This is a genomic window from Streptosporangium sp. H13245 (genome assembly GCF_055690525.1).
Map to the genome: position 1 here is coordinate 1 of NZ_JBSZKT010000045.1, position 18542 is coordinate 18542.

The following is an 18542-nucleotide window of genomic DNA, read 5'->3' on the forward strand; positions in this document are numbered from 1 at the left end:
GCCGACGGCGCCAACATCGTCCAGTACGACGACTGGGGCGGCGCCAACCAGCAATGGCAGTTCGTCCAGATCGGCGGCGGAACGAACCCGACCCCGACCCCGACGCCGACCGCTACGTGCGACCTTCCCTCGTCGTATCGCTGGAGTTCGACGGGCGTGCTGGCGACCCCGAGGTCGGGGTGGGTCTCGCTCAAGGACTTCACCGTCGCCCCCTACAACGGCAGGCAACTCGTCTACGCCACCACCCACGACAACGGCACCAGCTGGGGCTCGATGAACTTCGGCCTGTTCACCAACTGGTCGGAGATGGCCTCGGCCAGCCAGAACGCCATGTCCTCCGCCACCGTGGCACCCAGCCTCTTCTACTTCGCCCCCAGGAACATCTGGGTCCTCGCCTACCAATGGGGCGGGCCCGCCTTCTCCTACCGCACCTCCAGCGACCCCACCAACCCCAACGGCTGGTCTTCGCCCCAAACCCTCTTCTCCGGCAGCATCTCCGGCTCCGGCACCGGCCCCATCGACCAGGCCGTCATCGGCGACAGCTCGAACATGTACCTGTTCTTCGCCGGTGACAACGGCAAGATCTACCGCGCGAGCATGCCCATCGGCAACTTCCCCGGCAGCTTCGGCTCGACCTCCACCGTCGTCATGAGCGACACCACCAACAACCTCTTCGAAGCCGTCCAGGTCTACAAACTCCACAACCAGAACCGCTACCTCATGATCGTCGAAGCCATCGGCTCCCAGGGCCGCTACTTCCGCTCCTTCACCGCCACCAGCCTGAGCGGTTCGTGGACCCCCCAGGCCGCCACCGAGAGCAACCCCTTCGCCGGCAAGGCCAACAGCGGCGCCACCTGGACCAACGACATCAGTCACGGCGAACTGCTGCGCACCAGCGCCGACCAGACCATGACCGTCGACCCCTGCAACCTGCGACTGCTCTACCAAGGCCGCAGCCCCAACTCCGGCGGCGACTACGGCCTCCTGCCCTACCGTCCCGGCCTGCTCACCCACCAGCGCTGACGGAGCGACGCGGGTACGGCTCGAACGTTCCCGACGTTGGAGCGGGCGGGCCCGGCGTCACGCCGGGCCCGCCCGGGTCCCCCGCTAGTCACCCCCTGAACCGCCGGGGCGGGTGAGACGGCGGCGCAGGGCCAGGGAGAGGTGGACCAGCGCGAGCAGGACGGGCACCTCGATCAGCGGGCCGAGCGCGATCGGCAGCGAGATCCCGTCCACTTGGATCGCATCCACGGCGGCATCCAGGCCAGGGATCATCCGGCCCGCCACCAATCCGGCGGCCATCCAGACCGGTAGCAACCGGTCCGGCATCGGCACCCGCCCCGCTGGCGCCCGCGCGGTACCGATCACGCCATCGCCGGGAGGCGCGGCCCCAGGATCGCCGACAGCCGCGCCAGCACGCCAGGGTTGACCCAGTAGTAGACCCAGGTGCCACGGCGTTCGCAGTCGATCAGCCCCGCGGTGCGCAGCACCTTCAGGTGGTGGCTGATGGTCGGGCCGGTCAGGTCGAAGGCACCGGTCAGGTCGCACACGCACGCCTCGCCGTCCTCGTGGCAGGCGATCAGTGACAGCAGGCGCAACCGCACCGGGTCGGCGATCGCCTTGAACAACGGCGCGAGCTCCTCGGCCTCGGAGGCGTTCAGCGGCTCGCACACCAGCGGCGCGCAGCACGCCTGCCCGGCCTGATCGACCTGGTCGGTCCCGGCCAGGTCCACGATCGGCAACGCTTGTTTCGACATATCTCTAAGTTGACAGACCTCTAAGCAGCATTGCAAGCTGAGGCCGATTCGCTGTCTAGATATTCATCGAAACAGCGACGGGTGGTGATCGCCACCACTCGGCCAGAATTCCGTGGAGGATCACCATGTCCCGTGTTCAGCTCGCCCTGCGCGTCGCCGACCTGGAAGGCTCGATCGCCTTCTACTCCAAGCTGTTCGGCGTCGAGCCCGCCAAGCGCCGCCCCGGGTACGCCAACTTCGCCGTCGCCGAGCCCCCGCTCAAGCTCGTCCTGCTGGAGGGCGAGGAAGGCCACGACACCCGTCTGGACCACCTTGGTGTCGAGGTCGCCGACACCGCCCAGGTGGAGGCGGCCACCCGGCGGCTGAAGGACGCCGGGCTGGCCACCTTCGCCGAGAACGACACCTCCTGCTGCTACGCCCTGCAGGACAAGGTGTGGGTGACCGGCCCCGGCGCCGAGCCGTGGGAGGTCTACGTCGTCAAGGCCGACGCCGACGTCCTGGGCAAGTCCGCGAGCACCACCCAGGACCCCGCGGCCCCGTGTGCCTGCGGCCCGAGCGCGGAGAAGACCGGCGAGCAGCCCCAGGCGGTCGGCGCCACGGCGAGTGGCTGCTGCTGAGAGACCGGTCGCAGGCCCCCCTTCTGCGTACGGTCCGCCGGAGGGACCGCCTCCCCGCGGGGCTTGCATCCGGTACCTGGGTACAGGCTTACCGTCGAGGCATGACACACGACATCACCCGTGAGCAGGGGTGGGCGCCCTCGGCGTGCACGCTGCCCACCGCCGATCAGCCACTGCGGGTGGCCGAGTTCGACGCCTTGTTCACCGACGCGGTGCGGGCCATCACCCGCCCGCGGCGGACCCGGTTGCGGCTGGAGTTCGTCGCCGGCCCCGAGCACGCCGCCCGGGCCGCCGGGCTGGCCGCGCGGGAGACCGGCTGCTGCTCCTTCTTCACCTTCACCCTGACCATCACGGGCGGCCACCTGGCGCTGGAGGTCGCGGTGCCGGCCGAGCAGGCCGAAGTTCTGGACGCGCTGCAGGCCCGCGCCGAGGCGGGCACGATGTCGACGAGGCGGCCGGTATGAAGCAGGACGTCGTGCTGCGGGGCTTCGGCGGGCCGTACCTGCGTAGCGGGCAGGTGGCCGAACAAGCCGGGGTCAACCCGCAGACGCTGCGCTACTACGAACGCCGCGGGCTGATCGCCGAACCGGCGCGCAGCCCCGGCGGGCACCGCGCCTACCCGCCCGAGACCGTCACCCTGCTCACGGTGATCAAAGCCGCCCAGCGGCTCGGCTTCACCCTGGAGGAGGTCGCCGAGCTCCTCGACACCGGACGGCGCGGCCACCCCACCCCCGACCTGCGCGCCCACGCCCAGGCGAAGATCACCGAAGTGGACGCGAAGATCGCCGACCTGACCACCATCCGCGCGGCGCTGAGCGCGGTGGTCTCCGCCGGATGCGACAGCCTGACCCACTGCACCTGCCCCGACTGCCCCCTGCCGTTCGCCGGCCTGGCCGCGGGCCGCACCCCCGAGGAGAGCCGACCGACGTGAGCACCCACCACGACCACCGCACGTCCCGCTCCGCACCTTCGCCACCCAGCTCATCCACGGCAGGCCCCTAGCAGACGGGTTCGTACGGCAGTCCTGGCACATACTGCGCCCATTCGCCCGGGGTCACCTTTCGCCCGAGCATCTCGCACACGGAGGTGAAGGCGTCCGAAGGGATCGCGGTGTTCCACAGACGAATCATCTTGTCGTCGCCGGCGCTGGCCAGCCGGTGTCCGTCCGGGCTGAAAGTCACTGACCATATCGAACCGCCGCCGCTGAGGGGCGGGCCGATCGATCGGCCGATTCTGGCGTCCCACATCCGTATGGTCCCGTCGATCCCGCCGCTGACGAGGGTCGTGCCGTCGGGGCTGAAGGCCACCGTCTCCACCGCGTCGGTGTGCCCGGTCAGCGGGGTGCCGATCTGACGGCCGGTGCGCGCGTCCCACAGCCGCACGGTCCCGTCACCTCCGCCGCTGGCAATACGGGTGCCGTCTGTGGCGAAAGCCGCCGACAGTACCCAGTCGGTGTGCCCGGCCAACGGCTTGCCGACAGGGCGGCCGGTGTGGGCGTCCCACACCTTCACCAGATTGTCGCCACCGCCGCTGACCAGGCGGGTTCCGTCTCGGCTGTAGGCGACCGGCCCCACGTAGAATTTGTGCGCGGCGAGTATGGCACCGGCCTGCCGGTGGGTCCGAACGTCCCAGAATCGGATCTCTCCCTCCTCCCCGCCGCTCGCCAGCCGGGTGCCGTCCGGGCTGAACGTCAAGGAGTGGACGCCTTCCGGATGAGCGGTGATCGGGTCATCGATCCGTTCGCCGGTCCGCGGGTCCCACAGCCGGATCGTGCCGTCGCGCCCGCCACTGGCCAGGCGGGTGCCCGTGCGGTCGAACGCCACAGCGGTCACCGCGTCGGTGTGTCCGAGCAGCGGCTCACCGATTTGACGCCTCTTGCGGGCATCCCACAGCCGGATCGTGCCGTCGTGCCCGCCACTGGCCAGGCGCGTGCCGTCCGGGCTGAAGGCCACCGAGAACACCGTGTCCGTATGCCCGGCGAACGGTTCGCCGTCCTGCCGGCCGACGTGGGCGTCCCACAGCCGCACGGTGCCGTCTCGGCCGACGCTCGCCAGGCGGGTGTCATCAGGGCTGAACGCGACCGACGGCACTCCGCCCGTGTGCCCGATGAGCGGGGCGCCCAGCGGGTTTCCGTTCCGCACGTCCCACAGCCGCACGGTCCCGTCGTCGCCACTGCTGGCCAGCCACGCGCCGTCGTGCCTGAACTTCACCGACCACACCGCCCCCGTGTGCCCTGACAGCTCACGGATCTCCCGGCCCGTACGGACATCCCACAGCCGCACCATTCCGTCAGCGCCCCCGGCGGCCAGCACGGTGCCGTCCGGGCTGAACGCGACCGACATCACGGTGTGCGAGTTCGCGGTGAGCGGAGCCCGAGCGGGCCGTGCGGTCCGCGCGTCCCACACGCGTATGGATCCGTCCTCTCCGCCCGCGGCCAGGCGGGTGCCGTCCGGGCTGAAGGCCACCGACCAGATCGGGTCCAGGTCCCTGGCGAACGGGGCACCGATCTGCTCGCCGGTGCGGACGTCCCACAGCCGTACAGCCCCGTCCTCGCCACCGCCGGCCAGGCGGCGGCCGTCAGGGCTGAAGGCCACGGACAGAATCGGATCCTCGACTTCGGTGATCGGGATGTCGAGCCGCTCACCCGAGCGAGCGTTCCACAGGCGCACCACCCCGTCACGGCCGCCGCTCACCAGGAGCTCGCCGTCGGGGCTGTAGGCCAGCGACGACACCGACCCGGTGTGCCCGGTGAGCGGTTTCCCGATCCGGTTTCCCGTCCGGACGTCCCACCGCATGATCCCGTCGTCGCCCCCGGTGGCCAGCTGGGCGCCGTCCGGGCTGAAGGCCATCGCGAACACCACGCCGAAGTGGCCGCTCAGGACCGCGCGTCCCGGATTGGCCAGTACGTTCAACAGGCTCGCCCGCGCCTCGTCCGTCGGGCTGATCCGCCACGACATGGCGGCCAGCAGCGCGGACAGGGGCGGATTGTTGGTGATCAGTACGCTCTGCACCGAGAGCTGGCGGGACAGCGCGGTGTCGCGCTGCGCGTTGATCGCGTTGCGCGCGTCGACGGCCAGGACGGCGGCGGCCGAGGTGGCGACCAGTAATGTGACCAGCACCGCGATGAGGCCCCGCCGCGTCCGCGTGGCACGTCTCCCCGATCGGACGCCGGCGGCCAGGAAGTCCGACGACGTGGCGGAGATCGGATGCCCGCCATCCCGCAGACGCGAGAGCCGGGACAGCCGCTCACCCCGGTACAGGTAGGCCGCGCCGCGCTGCCGTTGATCCCACAGCCGGGCGTCGACCTCCAGCTGCTGCACCGCCAGCAGCCCGGTCCTGTCCTCCTCGATCCACCCGTGCAGCCGCGGCCAGCTCCGGATGAGCGCCTCGTGAGTGAACTGGACGGAGTCGGCGTCGACGGTCACCAGCCGGGCCCGGACGAAATGGTCGAGCACCCGCCCGGTGCCGGTCGCCTCCTCCAGCGGCAGTTTGCGCGCGGTGTCGGGGCCGTCGCCGCCCAGGCGGACCAGCCGGGTCAGCAGGTCCCTGGCGGCCCGCCGTTCGTCGGCGTCGAGCGCGTCGAAGGTGGCGTCGGCGGTCTGGGCGAGCGAACGCGTGATTCCGCCCGTCCGCCGATAGCCGGCGAGGGTCAGGGTCGAGCCCTGGCGGTGATTCCACGTCTCACGCAGCGCGTGCGACAGCAGCGGGAGCACACCGGCCGGTTCCGCCTTGTCGTCACCCCCGCTCAGCTCCTCCATCAGCAGGTCGACCAGTCCTTCCTGGAACGTCAGGCCGGTCGACCGCGCGGGACCTTCGATGACCGCGCGCAACCCGTCCTGGTTCATCGGCGTGACGACCATCGGCCTGCGCAGGGCCGGTACGAGACAGGGGTAGCGAGTGCAGTGACCGAAGAAGTCCGCGCGCCCCACCACGATCACCTGCCGGGCATCGGCGTCCAGCGCGCTCAGCAGTTCGCCGGCCGGGGTCCGTGGATCGGGTTCGCTCCCGCTCAGCGCGTTCAGCAGGTCGACGAACCGGCCGCGCTCGGTCTCGTCGGGGCAGGTGGTGAATACCTCCTCGAACTGGTCGACGACGATCGGCGCCGTCGCGCCCTCCCGGCCGGTGCGGGCCAGGTGCCGTAGGAGCGTGGTGACCGGTTCCGGGCCGGGCCGCATGAGTACGGGGTCGATTCCGTGGCGCTGGGTGAGAGCGGCGATCAGACCGGCCCGCACCAGCGAGGACTTACCCGCTCCCGATGGTCCCGTCACCACCAAAAGGCCACCGGCGCCCATCTCGCCGACCCGCTCAAGGAGTTCCGCGGTCAGGGACTCTCGCCCGAAGAAAAGGCCGGAATCGGCCGTACCGAACGCCTCCAGTCCGCGATAGGGGCAAGGGCCGGATGACTGCGGCCGGCCGCTGGGCCGCGATGCCGCTCGAACGTATTCGAGTTCCTCGGTCTGGCGCCGGAGCCGCTGGTACGCCTCGTCCCACGCCTGGCGCGTGCCCAGCCCTTCCGGCAGAGTGCGCCCCGATTCCGCGGCGACGCGAAGGCACGTGTCGACGAACGCCTCGAAATTGTGCCGTTCTGGACGGCTGGGCCTGCGCTGACTGGTCATCCCGTCGATCGTGCTGCGCTTCAGCCGGGTCGGCTCCCCGCCCGGACGCCGCGAGGGGGTGCGGGCGCTGGCCACCTCCAGTCCGCGTACCGACAATCCGGCGGCGAGCCTCAACTGCCGCAACCGGGCCGCGAACTCGACCCGCGGATCAATCGGTTCGCTCACGAGGCTTTCCCTTCAAGCACAGCGGTTCCGACGATTCCACGCCTGGAAGGACCAGTGAACCGCGCCGGTCCGGTGTTCGGGGGAAAAGGCGAGAACGACGGTGTTCTCGCCTTTCCTGGCGTACGCCGGGTCATCGGCAACGCGAGTCGTCCCTCGGCACGGCGGCGAACTTGATCGGAAAGACGAATCCCAGGCGCGCCTTGACGACGAAACAGCCGCCCAGCGCGTACGCCTCAGACAGCCGCTTCTTCGCCTTGTTGTAAGGAAGGAGGACCGCGGTCGTGCACGCCAGGGCGACGAGGCGGTTGGGAATACGCAGGCAGACGATGTCGGCCGTCGGGCCGGCCAGCCAGTCGGCTCGATCGGCGGCTCTCGCCATGGCGGCGGTGGTCGCCGTGGAGAAATGGAACGTACAGCTCAGGCCAGCGCATGCGGCGCGCCCGGCCGAGGTGGACGCGTTCGCCGGTGCGGAAACCAGGATCGTCGTGAGCAGCGCGGCGGCGATGAGGGGCGAGACGAACGGACGAGCACGCATGGGGACTCCAAGGAGAAGGAGATTCGATGTACCGCCACGGTGCGATCCCCGCCGGCCGTCCGGCCAGGGGCGCCGGACGCTCTGCTGCCAGGAGTTCCCTGCCCGCCAGGTCAGGCGTACCGCCCTGAAACGCCGGGTGTCCGACGGCGCCGGACACCTCGCTCACCGGCGAGCGCGCCCCTGAATCAGAGACACGCCAGGCGCAGCAATCTTGCTCTACGTATTCGAGTCGCTACTTTATGCATGATCTCGTTGATGAGCGAGACCTGACTCACTCGTCCCGTCGGAAGAGGACCATGCATCCCATCCGCGTATCCGGCTTCTTCGTCATGCTCACCTCGGCATTGGCGATCGCCTGCGCCCCTGTCCCCGCGGCCATGGCCGCCACCTCCCACACCACACTCCACGCTGACCCTCCCGAGGAGGAAACCTGCCCCAACGGGCAGCCGAAACCGTGCGGCGCCCAGGAGGAACGCGGCGGCGTCGACACCGACAGAGAAGAGACCAAGAAGGACACGGCCAAGGCCAAGGAAGACATCGCCGAGGCGAAAAAGAAGGTGGAGGAATGCCCTCCGACCTCCAAGCAGTGCATGGAAAACCTCATCGGCGACGGTGGTCAGCAGCGCAAGGACCTCGACGACACCCGGCAGGCGCTGGCCGACTTCCGGCCCGCCCCCTCGGACAACGCCGCGTCCGCCATCGCCGAGACGTGTGACGAGTTCGCCGCGGGCCTGCCCGCCGTACTGCGTAACTCCCCTGACTTCTCCCAGCTGACCGGTGTCTGCGAGCTGATGAACCCATGACCGCCGTGAACTCTCCTCTTCGTCGGACACCGCCGGTTCTCGCCGCCGTCCTGGTCGCGCTCGTTCCGGCGACCGCCCTGGCCACCCCCGTACCCGGCGTGCCCGACGTGCCCGGCGTTCCTGTCGCCCGGGCCTTCGACGGTGACAAGCCGCTGCCATCGGCGGACGAGGCGGTCAGGCGGTGCGCGGAAAACCCCGGCGACTGCCGCTTCCGCATCGACCCGCAGGCCTCCCGCGAGTACTACAGCGCCGTCAAGTCCCTGGGCAACGCGGTCATCAACTGCACCAAGGACCCGATCAGCATGGAACGCCAGGTCACCTTGCGTACCGGCAGCACCGACAACCTCGGCGGTGAGATAACCGGCAACATCTCGATCGAGGGGCAGCTCAACGCCTCCGGCGAGGTCTCCGCGGGTGTGTCGGGAGAAGGCAGCGGAACCTTCACCACCCCCAACACCCAGCAAGGGCCGTACGCCGCGTTCAGCGCCAAAGGAGGGGCGAACGGCAGCGGCAAACTGGCGGGCTCGCTCGGCGCCAAGGGCGCCTTCCAGGGCGCCTTCAAGCTCCATTACCAGCGCGGCTGGACCACCGAGAACGTCGAGACGACCTCCTACACCACCATCGTCCGCTCGGGCGACGCCCTGGTCTTCGGGGCCAGCTCCGCCATGCAGCGGGTCGCGGGAAAGATCACCATCGGTACCCTGCAGGTGCGCGACGTCACGGTCGACGGCCCCTCGACCGTGAACACCAGCACCTTCGTCGCCGACACCTTCACCGTGCCGGGCGACACCTGCGACCGGTTGCGGCCCGCGAGCAAGACCGCCGTGGAAGACACCGTCAATCGCGGATTCCGCAGGGCTGACCGCTCAACGATCCTTCCCGCGCTGCCCGAGGGCGCGCGGCTGAGGCAACGCACCGTGCTCGCCGCCGAGCGTTCCTGACCGCCCCGCCCGAGCACCCCTTTTCTCGTGGAGATCATCATGACGTCACCGCACACTCCCGTCAGGGCCGCCGTCGCCGGCGCACTACTGCTGGGCCTGGGCCTGGCGGCACAGCCCGCACACGCCACCCGGCCCGCCCCTGCCACAGCGTCCGCGCGGACCGCGGGGCCCGACAGCAAGCCGGTCGCCGTCATCAACGGCGACTTCACCCTGCCCGCCTTCACCGGCACCGTCCCGAACTGGGCGGCTGTCCAGGGCTGGTCCGTCGGCTCGACCAACGGATCCGGCACATCCTCCGGCGTCGCCCGCTACGCCGACACCGTCTCGGGCCATCCCGGCGGCAAGACGGCCGTCATGCTTCGCCTGCCGAACGCCGCCACCCACTCCTTCAAGCAGCGGCTGCGCGGTGTGCGCGCGGGCGCCCAGGTCACCGTCACCTTCGACGACAGCCCCAGCGTGGCCGCCGTCTGCACCCCGGAAGCCCTCGCCCAGGGTCAGACCTACACCGTCGAGGGCGACGGCGGCCAGGCCGGCACCCAGACCACCGCCCCGGACCCGAACAAGAAACCCAGAACCCTCGGCACCGGTGTCTGGCGCACCGGCCAGACCTACACCTTCACCGCCGGAGAGCACGAGCCACTGCTCACCTTCACCTCCCAGGTACCCGCCGCCGACAACGCCAGAGGCGAGTGCGGTCCGCTGATCGCCAATGTGCGGGCGGTCCAGATCCCGCCGCCGGTGGACAAGACCATCCCGAAGACCGCGCTACCGGCCTCCCAGGCCTTCTACGGCAACGACCGCAGGCCGGTCGCCGACGCCGTCAACCACTGCGCGAGCTCGCCCGGCACCTGCTCCTTCACCCCGCTGGAGGACTACTCCTACACCTACTACGAGCCCGCGAAGGCCAACGGCGACACCTACATCAACTGCACCCGCAACGCCCTGACCCGTAACCGTCCCCTCACCGTCGCGGGGCGCTCCTACGGGGACCTGCCCGCCAGGGCCGGGCTGCCGGGCGGCGCGGGCGCGGCCAGCTCCATGGTCCAGCAGTTCACCGCCGGGTCCGGAACGGCTCCCAGCTGGGCCACCTCCATCACCCACAGCGTCACCGAGGTCGTCCAGCCCGCCGAGGCCTCATGGGTGGAAACCCAGGCCGGGCGCCGCCGTACCGAGGGCTGGTTCGCCACCAGTCCGGCTCCCGCCGACCCCAACACCGAGTGGCGCCTGTACACCGTGCTGGACCACCCGGCCACCGAGCTGTCCGACCGCCTCTACCAGCGCACCGGCCCGATGACCGGCTCCGAGAAGCAGCGCTGCCAGTCCAACCGCCCCACCGCCACCACTCCGGTCGGCGCCGACGCCCCCGCGGGCTTCGACCGCGCTCCCTAGGACGCGGGCGACAAGGTCGGAGCAGGAGTGTCCGGGCCCGGTGCGCACGACCGGGCCCGGACCAGAAAGAGCCTCATGGGGCCACAAGACCGGCACCGCGCCATCCGTACCCGCGCTCCCCGGCCACCCGCCGAGGCGCCGTCGCCGATTTCTGGGCGGCCTGACGTGTGAGCGGCCCCCGTCCCTGGACGGGGGCCGCTCACCGGCTGACGGACTCGCCTCCCGGGGTGGCCGTCACCCCTGCCCGGCGGCGGGTGCTACTCGCCGCCGGCTTCCACGATCATGAACTTGGCCGTGCCCACCGCCATGTTCCCGGCCTTGTCGGTGGCCCGGTAGGACAGGGTGTGCGCGCCGGGCTGGTTGACCGACAGCGGCTGGGTGTACGCCGCGAACGGCTGGCCGTCGAGCGAGTACTCCACGCTCTTCAGCCCGGAGCCGACGTCGCTCGCCGTCAGCTTCACCGTCGCCGCACCCACGTAGTTCCAGGCCCAGTCCTGGGTGCCGGTGAGCGCGGCCGACACCTGCGGCAGCGTGGTGTCGTTCTCCGGAGCCACCACGCTGAACCTCAGCGTCGCCACCGGCGAGGTGTTCCCGGCCTTGTCGGTGGCCCGGTACGACAGGGTGTGCGCGCCCGCCTTGTTGACCGACACCGGGGACGGGTACTCGGTGTAGGCCTCGCCGTCGAGCGAGTACTCCACCGTGGCGACCCCCGACTCGGTGTCGCTCACCGAGATCATCACGGTCGCCGAGCCGACGTAGTTGCCCGCCGAGTCCTGATCGCCCGACAGCTGCGCCGAGACCTGCGGGGGGGTGGTGTCCTCCTCCTGCGACGCGGCCACCTTGAACTCCACCGAGCCCACCGGCGAGGTGTTGCCCGCCTTGTCGGTGGCCCGGAAGGTCACCGTGTGCGCGCCGGGCTGGTTGACCGGCAGCGGCTGGGTGTACGCCGCGAACGGCTGGCCGTCGAGCGAGTACTCCACGGTGTCCACCCCGGAGCCGGTGTCGGTCGCCGTGACCGTGACCGTCGCCGCGCCCACGTAGTCGCCGTCCGCCTCCTGCTCACCGGTCACCTTCCCGGTGACCTGGGGCGGAGTGGTGTCCTCCCCCTGCGGGGCCACCACCTTGAACGCCACCGAGCCCACGGGCGAGGTGTTGCCCGTCTTGTCGGTGGCCCGGAAGGTCACCGTGTGCGCGCCCACCTGGTTGACCGACACCGGGGCCGAGTAGGCCGCGAACGCTCCGCCGTCGAGCGCGTACTCCACGGTGTCGACCCCGGACTCGGTGTCGCTCGCCGAGACGGTGACCGTCGCCGCGCCCACGTAGTCGCCGTTCGCGTTCTGGTCGCCCGCCACCTGCGCGGAGACCTGCGGTGCGGTCGTGTCCTCGCCGCCGCCTTCGGTGACGACGAGTTCGCCGGTCATCTGGCCGTGACCGGGGATCACGCAGTAGTAGCGGTACTTGCCGGGGGTGAGGTTCACCTGGGCGGTGTGCCGGCCGCCGTCGGCGTCGAAGGGGCTGGCGATGATGTTGAGGCTGACGTCGTGGTTGTAGCCGGGGGTGGAGGTGTCGAACGTCAGCGTGTGCGTCATGCCGGTGGTGTTGCCGGTGGCCGCGCTGTTCTCGAAGACGATGGTGGCGGGACCCGCCGTCGCCGACTCCGGCGTCGACTTGTACGCGGTCATGCTGTCGTCGGCGTTCCAGGTGAGCACCTGGTCGGCCGCCTGCGTGGCGGTGAGCTGCGTACGGGGCTGCGCGGCGGCCTGGACCGACGACAGGAAGAGCGCGGGAAGCGCCACGGCGAGCAGTGCCACGGCGAGGCGCGGCGCCGTCACCGCTCCGGACGCCCGCCGTAACGCTCTGATCACGAGGGAGGGGAGAGATTCGACATGCATGTGTCGATGAACCTTTCCGAGCTGGGGTGGAGTGCCGGGCACGGGGAACGCTCCCCCGGCCCGGCACCCGGCCGGTGAACCGTCCTAGAGTTCGCGCACGCGGATGTTGCGGAAGTCGATCACGTCGTTGTTGCCGTGGTTCTGCAGCCCGAGGAACCCGCTGATGAACTGGCGCAGGTCCGTGGGCGGGTCACCGGCGCGGGACGACGCCTTGCCCGGCGTGTTGTCGAACTCGCTGATCACCGTGCCGTTGCGGATGATCGTGTAGTGCTGGCCGACGGCCCGGACCTCGTAGTCGTTCCACTGGCCCTTCGGGGTCGCCCCGGCCCGGTTCAGGCTGTTGGGCGAGAAGTTGTAGACGGAACCCGTCTTCTGCGGCTCGCCCGTGTCGCCGTCGTAGATCTGGATCTCGTGGCCGCAGAAGATCGCGACCCACGCGGGTGACGTGCGCGCCGAGCCGACCGTGCCGCAGCTTCCGGCGGGACGCTGCTCCAGCGGGGTCCTCGGGTCCGGGAACCGGACGAAGACGCCGCTGTTGGCGCGGTGCGGGTCGGGCGAGCTGTCCCGGAACTGCAGCCGGACCGAGAAGTCCGCGTACGCCTTGTCGGAGTACCACAGCATGCCCAGGCCGCCGGAGCTGCGGATCGTGCCGTCCGCCTGGAGGGCGAAACGCCCGGACGGGGCCTGGCTCCAGCCCAGCAGCGACGACGCCGTGCCGTCGAAGATGGGCTGGTACCCGCTCACCCTCCCGACCTCCGACCTGGCACCGGCGGTACGCAGCGCCTCCGCCTCCTGGGCGGTGATGACGCCGTCCTTGAGGAGCTGCTTCACGACGGTGTCGAGGTGCTGGACGAACTGGTTGCGGTTCTTCCAGTCGCGCTCGTCGTCGATCAGGTCGTTGATCGTGCAGCCGCCACCGGCAGCCTTGTTGCGCACGCCGGTGAGGGCGTCGAGCAGCTGCACCGTCGGGCGGGCGTCGGGCGCGGCGCAGCCGACCGTGACAGGGATCTTCCCGGTGGCCTGCTCGCCGTCGGCGTAGGTGACCTTCAGCGTCGCCTCGTAGGTGCCGAAGGCGGCGTAGGTGTGCGTCGGGTCGGCCTCGTTCGACGGCGCGCCGCCGTCGCCGAAGTTCCACTCCCACGCCACGCCACCGGCCTTGGCGCTGGAGAACGTCATCGTCCTGGGCTCGGCGTTCTGCCGGGCGGGACGCGCCACGGCGGCGTCCGGGTTCGGCGTCGCCGGGCCGCCCTTGTAGGTGACGCGGACCAGCTTCTGGTTCGCGTGCAGGCTGAAGAAGCCGCTGCCGTAGTCGAGCATGTAGAGCGCGCCGTCGGGACCGAACTTCGCGTCCATCCACGACTGGAGCTGGTTGGCGCCGCCGCCGCCCGGGATGATGTTCCGCAGGTCCTCGGCGAACGCCGGGCGGCCCGCGTTCCTGGCGGTCTCCGGGTTCACGGTCACGGCGACGCGGTTGTTGCCGTTGGACTGGTCACCGATGAACCACTTGTTGTCCCAGTACTCCGGCCACGCGACCCCGCTGGCGGTGTCGGTCTGGGAGCGGTGGTAGGTCGGGCCCGACATGACCGCCTGGCCGCCGCCCTTGAGGTAGGGCATGGTGAGGGTCTCCTCGCCCTGCTTGTACGTCGGGAGACCGCTGCCGTCCTGCCGCTTCGGGTAGACCGGGCCGCCGCCCTGCGGCGAGTACCAGATCATGTTGTCGCGCGCCGGCGGGATGTCGACGAGGCCGGTGTTGCGCGGCGAGGTGTTCTTCAGGTTGCCGCAGTCGTACCACTCGGCGGGCTGGGTGGCGTTGCCGTTGCTGCGGTCGCGGTAGGGCTGCCTGTCGCCCATGCAGTACGGCCAGCCCTGGTTGCCGGCGGAGGTGAGGACCGTCACGGTCTCGTACTTCGCCGGTCCCCACGTCTCGCTCGGGCCGCTGGCGTCCGGGCCGACCCAGCCGGCCGTGATCCAGTCGTTCTTCTTGTCCCACTGCAGCCGCGCGATGTTGCGGACGCCCATCACCCAGATCTCCGCGCGGCTCTTGCCGCCGCCCTCCTCCTCGCCGGTGAACAGGTTGCCCTCGGGGATCGTGTAGGTGCCGTCGGGCTCCGGGTGGATGCGGAGGATCTTGCCGTTGAGGTCGTTGGTGTTGCCGGAGGTACGGCGGGCGTCCTGGAAGGAGGTGCCCTTGTAGTCCTGGGTCCAGTTGTTCCCTGAGTAACCGCTGGATCCGCCGGAGGAGTTGCTGTCACCGGTGCCGATGTAGAGGTTGCCGTCCTCGTCGAAGGTCATGCCTCCGCCCGCGTGGCAGCAGCTGTGGATCTGGGTGTCCCACTGCAGGAGGTCCTTGCGGCTGCTCTGGTCGATCGTCTGGGTCCGCGAGTCGTAGTCGAACCGGGAGACCGTCCGCTTGCCGATGCGCCTGTCCCGGTCGATCGACGCGTGCGGCATCCAGTACGCGTAGATCCAGCCGTTCTCCGCGAAGTCCGGGTCGAGGGTGATGCCGACCAGGCCCTCCTCGTTCTTGACCAGCTCGTCGCCGCTGCCGCGGTTGCCCATGACGGGCAGCGTGGTGAGCAGCTTGACCTGCTTGTTCCTCGGGTCCCACTGGTGGATGGTGCCGCAGCCGAGGCCCACCTTCGGGTCGGTCCAGCTGGCGATCGGGCCGGTGGCGCACGCCGCCTTGCCGATGTAGAACACCTTGCCGTTCGGCGCGATGGTCAGGCCGTGCGGCTCGCCGATCTGGTCGAGCTGGCCCTGCGTGTTCGGCGTGGTCAGCCGTTCCGTGGCGTAGTTGGCCGCGATGGTCGCCTGGCAGTCGCCCCGGACGATGCCGGTCGCCCACCGGATGGCACCGGCGAGGTGCGTACGGAACTGCGTGTCGCCGGTGTAGCTCGCCGCGGTGCCGCCCATGCCGGTGTAGAAGGACCGGCCGCCGTCGTAGTCACGGCACCAGGAGACCGGATGGAACGGGCCGTTGCCGTTCATGCTCGGGTTGTAGGTCCACTCCTCGACCTGCGCGATCGTGTGGACCTTGCCCACCGGATTGGGGTTCCAGCTCAGCCACTTGTCGGTCCGCGACAGGGTGAGCGGAAGTCCCTCGTTCGCCGGATGCCCTCGGTCGAGGATGTCCACGACGGCCTTCTGCTCCTTCGCCACGGGGGGAGGCGCGGAGTCGGGCCCGAACAGCCGCAGCTCGGCGAGCTGGGTCAGCGGCTCACCGCCGTTCGCGGTGACGTTGAGCCGGTAGTACTGGTACGCCGTGGTGTTCTCGAACTTGTATTCCTTGCTCTGGAACCGCTGGGAGAAGACCTCCCCGCTGCGCCTGTCGAGATCCGTCCAGGTCGTCCCGTTCTGCGAGCCCTGGAGGGTCCAGTCCTTCGGGTCCCGGCCCGCGGAGTCGTTGGCCGACGTCAGCGCGTAGTGCGCCACCGCGACGGACTTCTCCAGCTTGCCCTGCACCCAACCGGTCGACGTCCTGGCCAGCCACTTGGTGTCGTTGTCCCCGTCGAACGCCTTGTCCTTGGTCTCGTTCGGCGGGTTCTCCGCGCTCGCCGCGGTCTCCGTCACCTTCTCCGCGATGGGGAGGGCGCCGACGGGACGGGTGCCGATCAGTTCGGTGAACCAGGCCGAGTCCACCTGCGCGCGGGCGGCGTCGCGGACGCCGACGAACCCGCCGCCGCCCCTGATGTACGCCTGGAAGGCGGCGAGCTGCGATTCGTCCAGGCTCACGCCGTTGGCGGACAGGAACACCACGCCGCGGAACCGCGCCAGGTTGTCGGCGGTGAAGACCGCCGGATCCTGGGCCTCCTCGACGGAGAACCCGTTCTTCTTGCTCAGTTCCCTGATCGCCGTCGCGGCCGCCCGTACCGGGTCGTCCTGCTGGGCGGCCTGGCCGCTGAAGACCAGCACGTTCACGGCGGGCTTCTTGGCGGCCGGGGCGGGGGCCTGTGCCTGGGCCGGCACGGCGGTCGGGGCCGCCAGTCCGAGCAGCAGGACGGCACTCGACATCGTGATCAGTACGCGTCGCCAGGCGGGTGGTCGGGGTGACGAATAGCCTGTTCGACCCATCATTGCTCCTTGGGATCGAGGGGGGTTCGGGGCCGTTCGCGGACGAGTTCGGGGGTCGGCCGCGGTCCGGGGTGTCGATGTCTGCGTGGGGCCGTGCTCGTACGGCACGGTGCGCCCGGACCCGGTCTCTGGGGGCGACCGGGGCCGTGCGCGGCCGTCAGTGGCCCGTGTGGTCACCGCCCGGGTGACCGCCACCCGGTTGGCCCGGTACGTTCCCGTCCGCGTCCGTCACCGTGAAGATGCCGGCCATCCCCATGTCGGAGTGGCTCTGGACGTGGCAGTGGTACATCCACGCCCCCGGGCCGACGCGCTCGCCCGCGATCAGCTGGAAGCCGAACGACTCGGCGGGCCCGGTGATCTTGGTGTCGATGATCCGGCTCGGATCCTCGAGGCTCTCCAGCATGCCGGTGCGATTGTCGGCCCAGCGGTGCCCGTGGATGTGGAACGTGTGGTAGAACTCGCCGTGGGTGATCACGATCCACTCCACCCGCTCGCCGACCTTGGCGACGAACTCCGGCGCGTGGTGCGCGGGGTGGTTGTTGATCGTCATGTCGTTGAAGACGACGGTGAACGTCCTGTCCGGCCTGACGTCCTTCTTCCGCCGGACCACCAGCGGGCCGTACAGCCCCCGCCGGATGCCGCCCGTGCCGTGGTCGGTCCCCACCACGTGGTCGTGGTAGTGCCAGTAGCCCGCGCTGCCCGGCTCGATGCCGGCGCCGCCCCCGCGCCGGCCCTGCGCGTGGGTGCGCCAGATGTAGGTGCGCCGGCCTCCGGGCTCGACCACGCTCTCGTTCAGTCTCGTACCGTCGCTGGCCACGTCGTAGTCCACCCCGTGGACGTGCAGGCTCGCCGTCACGTCCAGGTTGTTGACCATCTCGATCTCAAGGGTGTCGCCCTCGACCATCTCGATGAGCGGCCCGGGAATCGTGGCCTTGCCGGGCTCCAGGCCGTAGCCCAGCTGGCCGTCCTCCAGTCGCTCGGCGTACAGGGTGATGCGGCGGACCGCGCCCGTGGTCGTGCCGGTCGTACCGGCCTGGGCCGACGCCTCGGTCTGATTCGCTGTGACCAATGGTGCCAACGCGGCAGCCGCCGCGGACGTGGTGAAGGCACGCCGGGAGAGCAGGCTTCTCGCCATGCCTCTGCCTACCTCGGTCATGGTTCCCCAATCGGTGACGCTTGCGTGAGGGTGACTTGCGGGTGCTCGGGAACTGCTTTCGCGCGCGACATGGGTCTAGGCCTGGACCGGTCGCGTCGTGATCGGTGGTGCTGCAGGGGGTAGTGAGATCGACATTCGATCGAAGTACGCTCCATTTTCGGCGAAATGTCAAGAAGTATCACTGGAAGAGTCAGAACTTCTGTTCACATCTGGCCAAAGGTGGATGTGGGCTGTTACCGTGATCCCAAGATCGAACTTCCCGGCCTCCCCCCGCCCCACAACCCCTGTCGCCGTCCCTCCAGGCGCCCCTCCCCGCGCTCCGTATGGTGAGTCCGCATGGTGAATCCGCCCACGCCCACACCGACTCGGCCACCCGCCGCCGTCCTGCCACCGCCCCTCGGCGGCCCTCCCGCCGACGGCCCGTCACCACCCGTACCGGCCATCGGCTCGTCCCCCGCCGCGCCCCATACGCCCCCTTCGGATGGATAGCGTGGGGCTGCCGAGGACTCGCAGGGGCCGGACACGGCGCCCAGCCGCTCCGATCCCGTCGCGCAGCGATTCAGGGCTTACGTCGAAGCTCACGCCAAAGGCGCCGAGGCC

At 70.1% G+C, this 18542-nt stretch carries 14 protein-coding genes; 7 read left to right on the top strand and 7 right to left on the bottom strand.

The genetic code is table 11. The features are described 5' to 3' along the window. A partial coding sequence (locus ACW9TB_RS35310) for a glycoside hydrolase family 62 protein (protein WP_472752458.1) occupies positions 1-1023 on the top strand: 1023 nt, incomplete at its 5' end. Between the two features lie 84 nt (positions 1024-1107). Here ACW9TB_RS35310 and ACW9TB_RS35315 read toward each other — a convergent pair. Together ACW9TB_RS35315 and ACW9TB_RS35320 are read right to left on the bottom strand one after the other, a co-directional pair. After that, positions 1108-1251 carry a hypothetical protein gene (locus ACW9TB_RS35315; protein WP_472752459.1) on the bottom strand — a complete coding sequence of 48 codons (144 nt, stop codon included), beginning with the start codon at positions 1249-1251 and terminating at the stop codon, positions 1108-1110. Between the two features lie 113 nt (positions 1252-1364). Continuing rightward, positions 1365-1757, bottom strand: a complete 393-nt coding sequence (locus ACW9TB_RS35320; protein ID WP_472752460.1) for an ArsR/SmtB family transcription factor — start codon at positions 1755-1757, stop codon at positions 1365-1367. Positions 1758-1882: 125 nt separating this feature from the next. Here ACW9TB_RS35320 and ACW9TB_RS35325 point away from each other — a divergent pair, with 125 nt between their 5' ends. The 3 genes from ACW9TB_RS35325 to ACW9TB_RS35335 all read left to right on the top strand — a co-directional run bounded on the left by ACW9TB_RS35325 (position 1883) and on the right by ACW9TB_RS35335 (position 3305). Beyond that, complete coding sequence (locus tag ACW9TB_RS35325; RefSeq protein ID WP_472752461.1) at positions 1883-2374, top strand: ArsI/CadI family heavy metal resistance metalloenzyme; 492 nt, start codon at positions 1883-1885, stop codon at positions 2372-2374. A 101-nt stretch (positions 2375-2475) separates the two neighbouring features. After that, positions 2476-2838, top strand: coding sequence for a hypothetical protein (locus tag ACW9TB_RS35330; RefSeq protein WP_472752462.1), 363 nt, complete (start codon positions 2476-2478; stop codon positions 2836-2838). Beyond that, positions 2835-3305, top strand: a complete 471-nt coding sequence (locus ACW9TB_RS35335) for a MerR family transcriptional regulator (RefSeq protein WP_472752463.1) — start codon at positions 2835-2837, stop codon at positions 3303-3305. Before ACW9TB_RS35330 ends, ACW9TB_RS35335 begins: the two co-directional genes overlap by 4 nt. A 67-nt stretch (positions 3306-3372) precedes the next feature. Here the strand turns inward: ACW9TB_RS35335 and ACW9TB_RS35340 are convergent, their stop codons facing one another. After that, positions 3373-7155 (bottom strand): NACHT and WD repeat domain-containing protein, encoded by a 3783-nt coding sequence (locus ACW9TB_RS35340; protein ID WP_472752464.1) that lies wholly within the window; start codon positions 7153-7155, stop codon positions 3373-3375. A 130-nt stretch (positions 7156-7285) separates the two neighbouring features. Then, positions 7286-7690 carry a hypothetical protein gene (locus ACW9TB_RS35345; protein WP_472752465.1) on the bottom strand — a complete coding sequence of 135 codons (405 nt, stop codon included), beginning with the start codon at positions 7688-7690 and terminating at the stop codon, positions 7286-7288. Positions 7691-7986: 296 nt separating this feature from the next. On the opposite strand from ACW9TB_RS35345, the gene ACW9TB_RS35350 reads away from it, so the two are divergent. From ACW9TB_RS35350 to ACW9TB_RS35360, 3 genes are read left to right on the top strand one after another with little or no spacing between them, the layout of a single operon-like run. Next, a complete protein-coding gene (locus tag ACW9TB_RS35350; RefSeq protein ID WP_472752466.1) occupies positions 7987-8493 on the top strand; it encodes a hypothetical protein in 507 nt (168 codons plus the stop codon). 5 nt (positions 8494-8498) lie between these two features. Beyond that, positions 8499-9434: a hypothetical protein gene (locus tag ACW9TB_RS35355; RefSeq protein ID WP_472752467.1), complete on the top strand. Its 936-nt coding sequence runs from the start codon at positions 8499-8501 to the stop codon at positions 9432-9434. Positions 9435-9473: 39 nt separating this feature from the next. Then, entirely contained in the window at positions 9474-10823 is a 1350-nt protein-coding gene (locus tag ACW9TB_RS35360) for a hypothetical protein (RefSeq protein WP_472752468.1), read from the top strand. A gap of 257 nt (positions 10824-11080) precedes the next feature. Here ACW9TB_RS35360 and ACW9TB_RS35365 read toward each other — a convergent pair whose 3' ends face one another. From ACW9TB_RS35365 to ACW9TB_RS35375, 3 genes are all read right to left on the bottom strand, one after another. Then, complete coding sequence (locus ACW9TB_RS35365; RefSeq protein WP_472752469.1) at positions 11081-12715, bottom strand: cupredoxin domain-containing protein; 1635 nt, start codon at positions 12713-12715, stop codon at positions 11081-11083. Positions 12716-12799: 84 nt separating this feature from the next. Then, positions 12800-16726 (bottom strand): ThuA domain-containing protein, encoded by a 3927-nt coding sequence (locus tag ACW9TB_RS35370; RefSeq protein WP_472752470.1) that lies wholly within the window; start codon positions 16724-16726, stop codon positions 12800-12802. Positions 16727-16943: 217 nt separating this feature from the next. Then, positions 16944-17855: a multicopper oxidase domain-containing protein gene (locus ACW9TB_RS35375; protein ID WP_472752471.1), complete on the bottom strand. Its 912-nt coding sequence runs from the start codon at positions 17853-17855 to the stop codon at positions 16944-16946. Positions 17856-18542 lie beyond the last annotated feature (687 nt).

Coding starts and splice junctions, on each gene's coding strand:
- ACW9TB_RS35360 (WP_472752468.1), top strand. CDS start 9,474: ATGACGTCACCGCACACTCCCGTCAGGGCCGCCGTCGCCGGCGCACTA.
- ACW9TB_RS35320 (WP_472752460.1), bottom strand. CDS start 1,757: ATGTCGAAACAAGCGTTGCCGATCGTGGACCTGGCCGGGACCGACCAG.
- ACW9TB_RS35330 (WP_472752462.1), top strand. CDS start 2,476: ATGACACACGACATCACCCGTGAGCAGGGGTGGGCGCCCTCGGCGTGC.
- ACW9TB_RS35365 (WP_472752469.1), bottom strand. CDS start 12,715: ATGCATGTCGAATCTCTCCCCTCCCTCGTGATCAGAGCGTTACGGCGG.
- ACW9TB_RS35325 (WP_472752461.1), top strand. CDS start 1,883: ATGTCCCGTGTTCAGCTCGCCCTGCGCGTCGCCGACCTGGAAGGCTCG.
- ACW9TB_RS35350 (WP_472752466.1), top strand. CDS start 7,987: ATGCATCCCATCCGCGTATCCGGCTTCTTCGTCATGCTCACCTCGGCA.
- ACW9TB_RS35370 (WP_472752470.1), bottom strand. CDS start 16,726: ATGTCGAGTGCCGTCCTGCTGCTCGGACTGGCGGCCCCGACCGCCGTG.
- ACW9TB_RS35345 (WP_472752465.1), bottom strand. CDS start 7,690: ATGCGTGCTCGTCCGTTCGTCTCGCCCCTCATCGCCGCCGCGCTGCTC.
- ACW9TB_RS35335 (WP_472752463.1), top strand. CDS start 2,835: ATGAAGCAGGACGTCGTGCTGCGGGGCTTCGGCGGGCCGTACCTGCGT.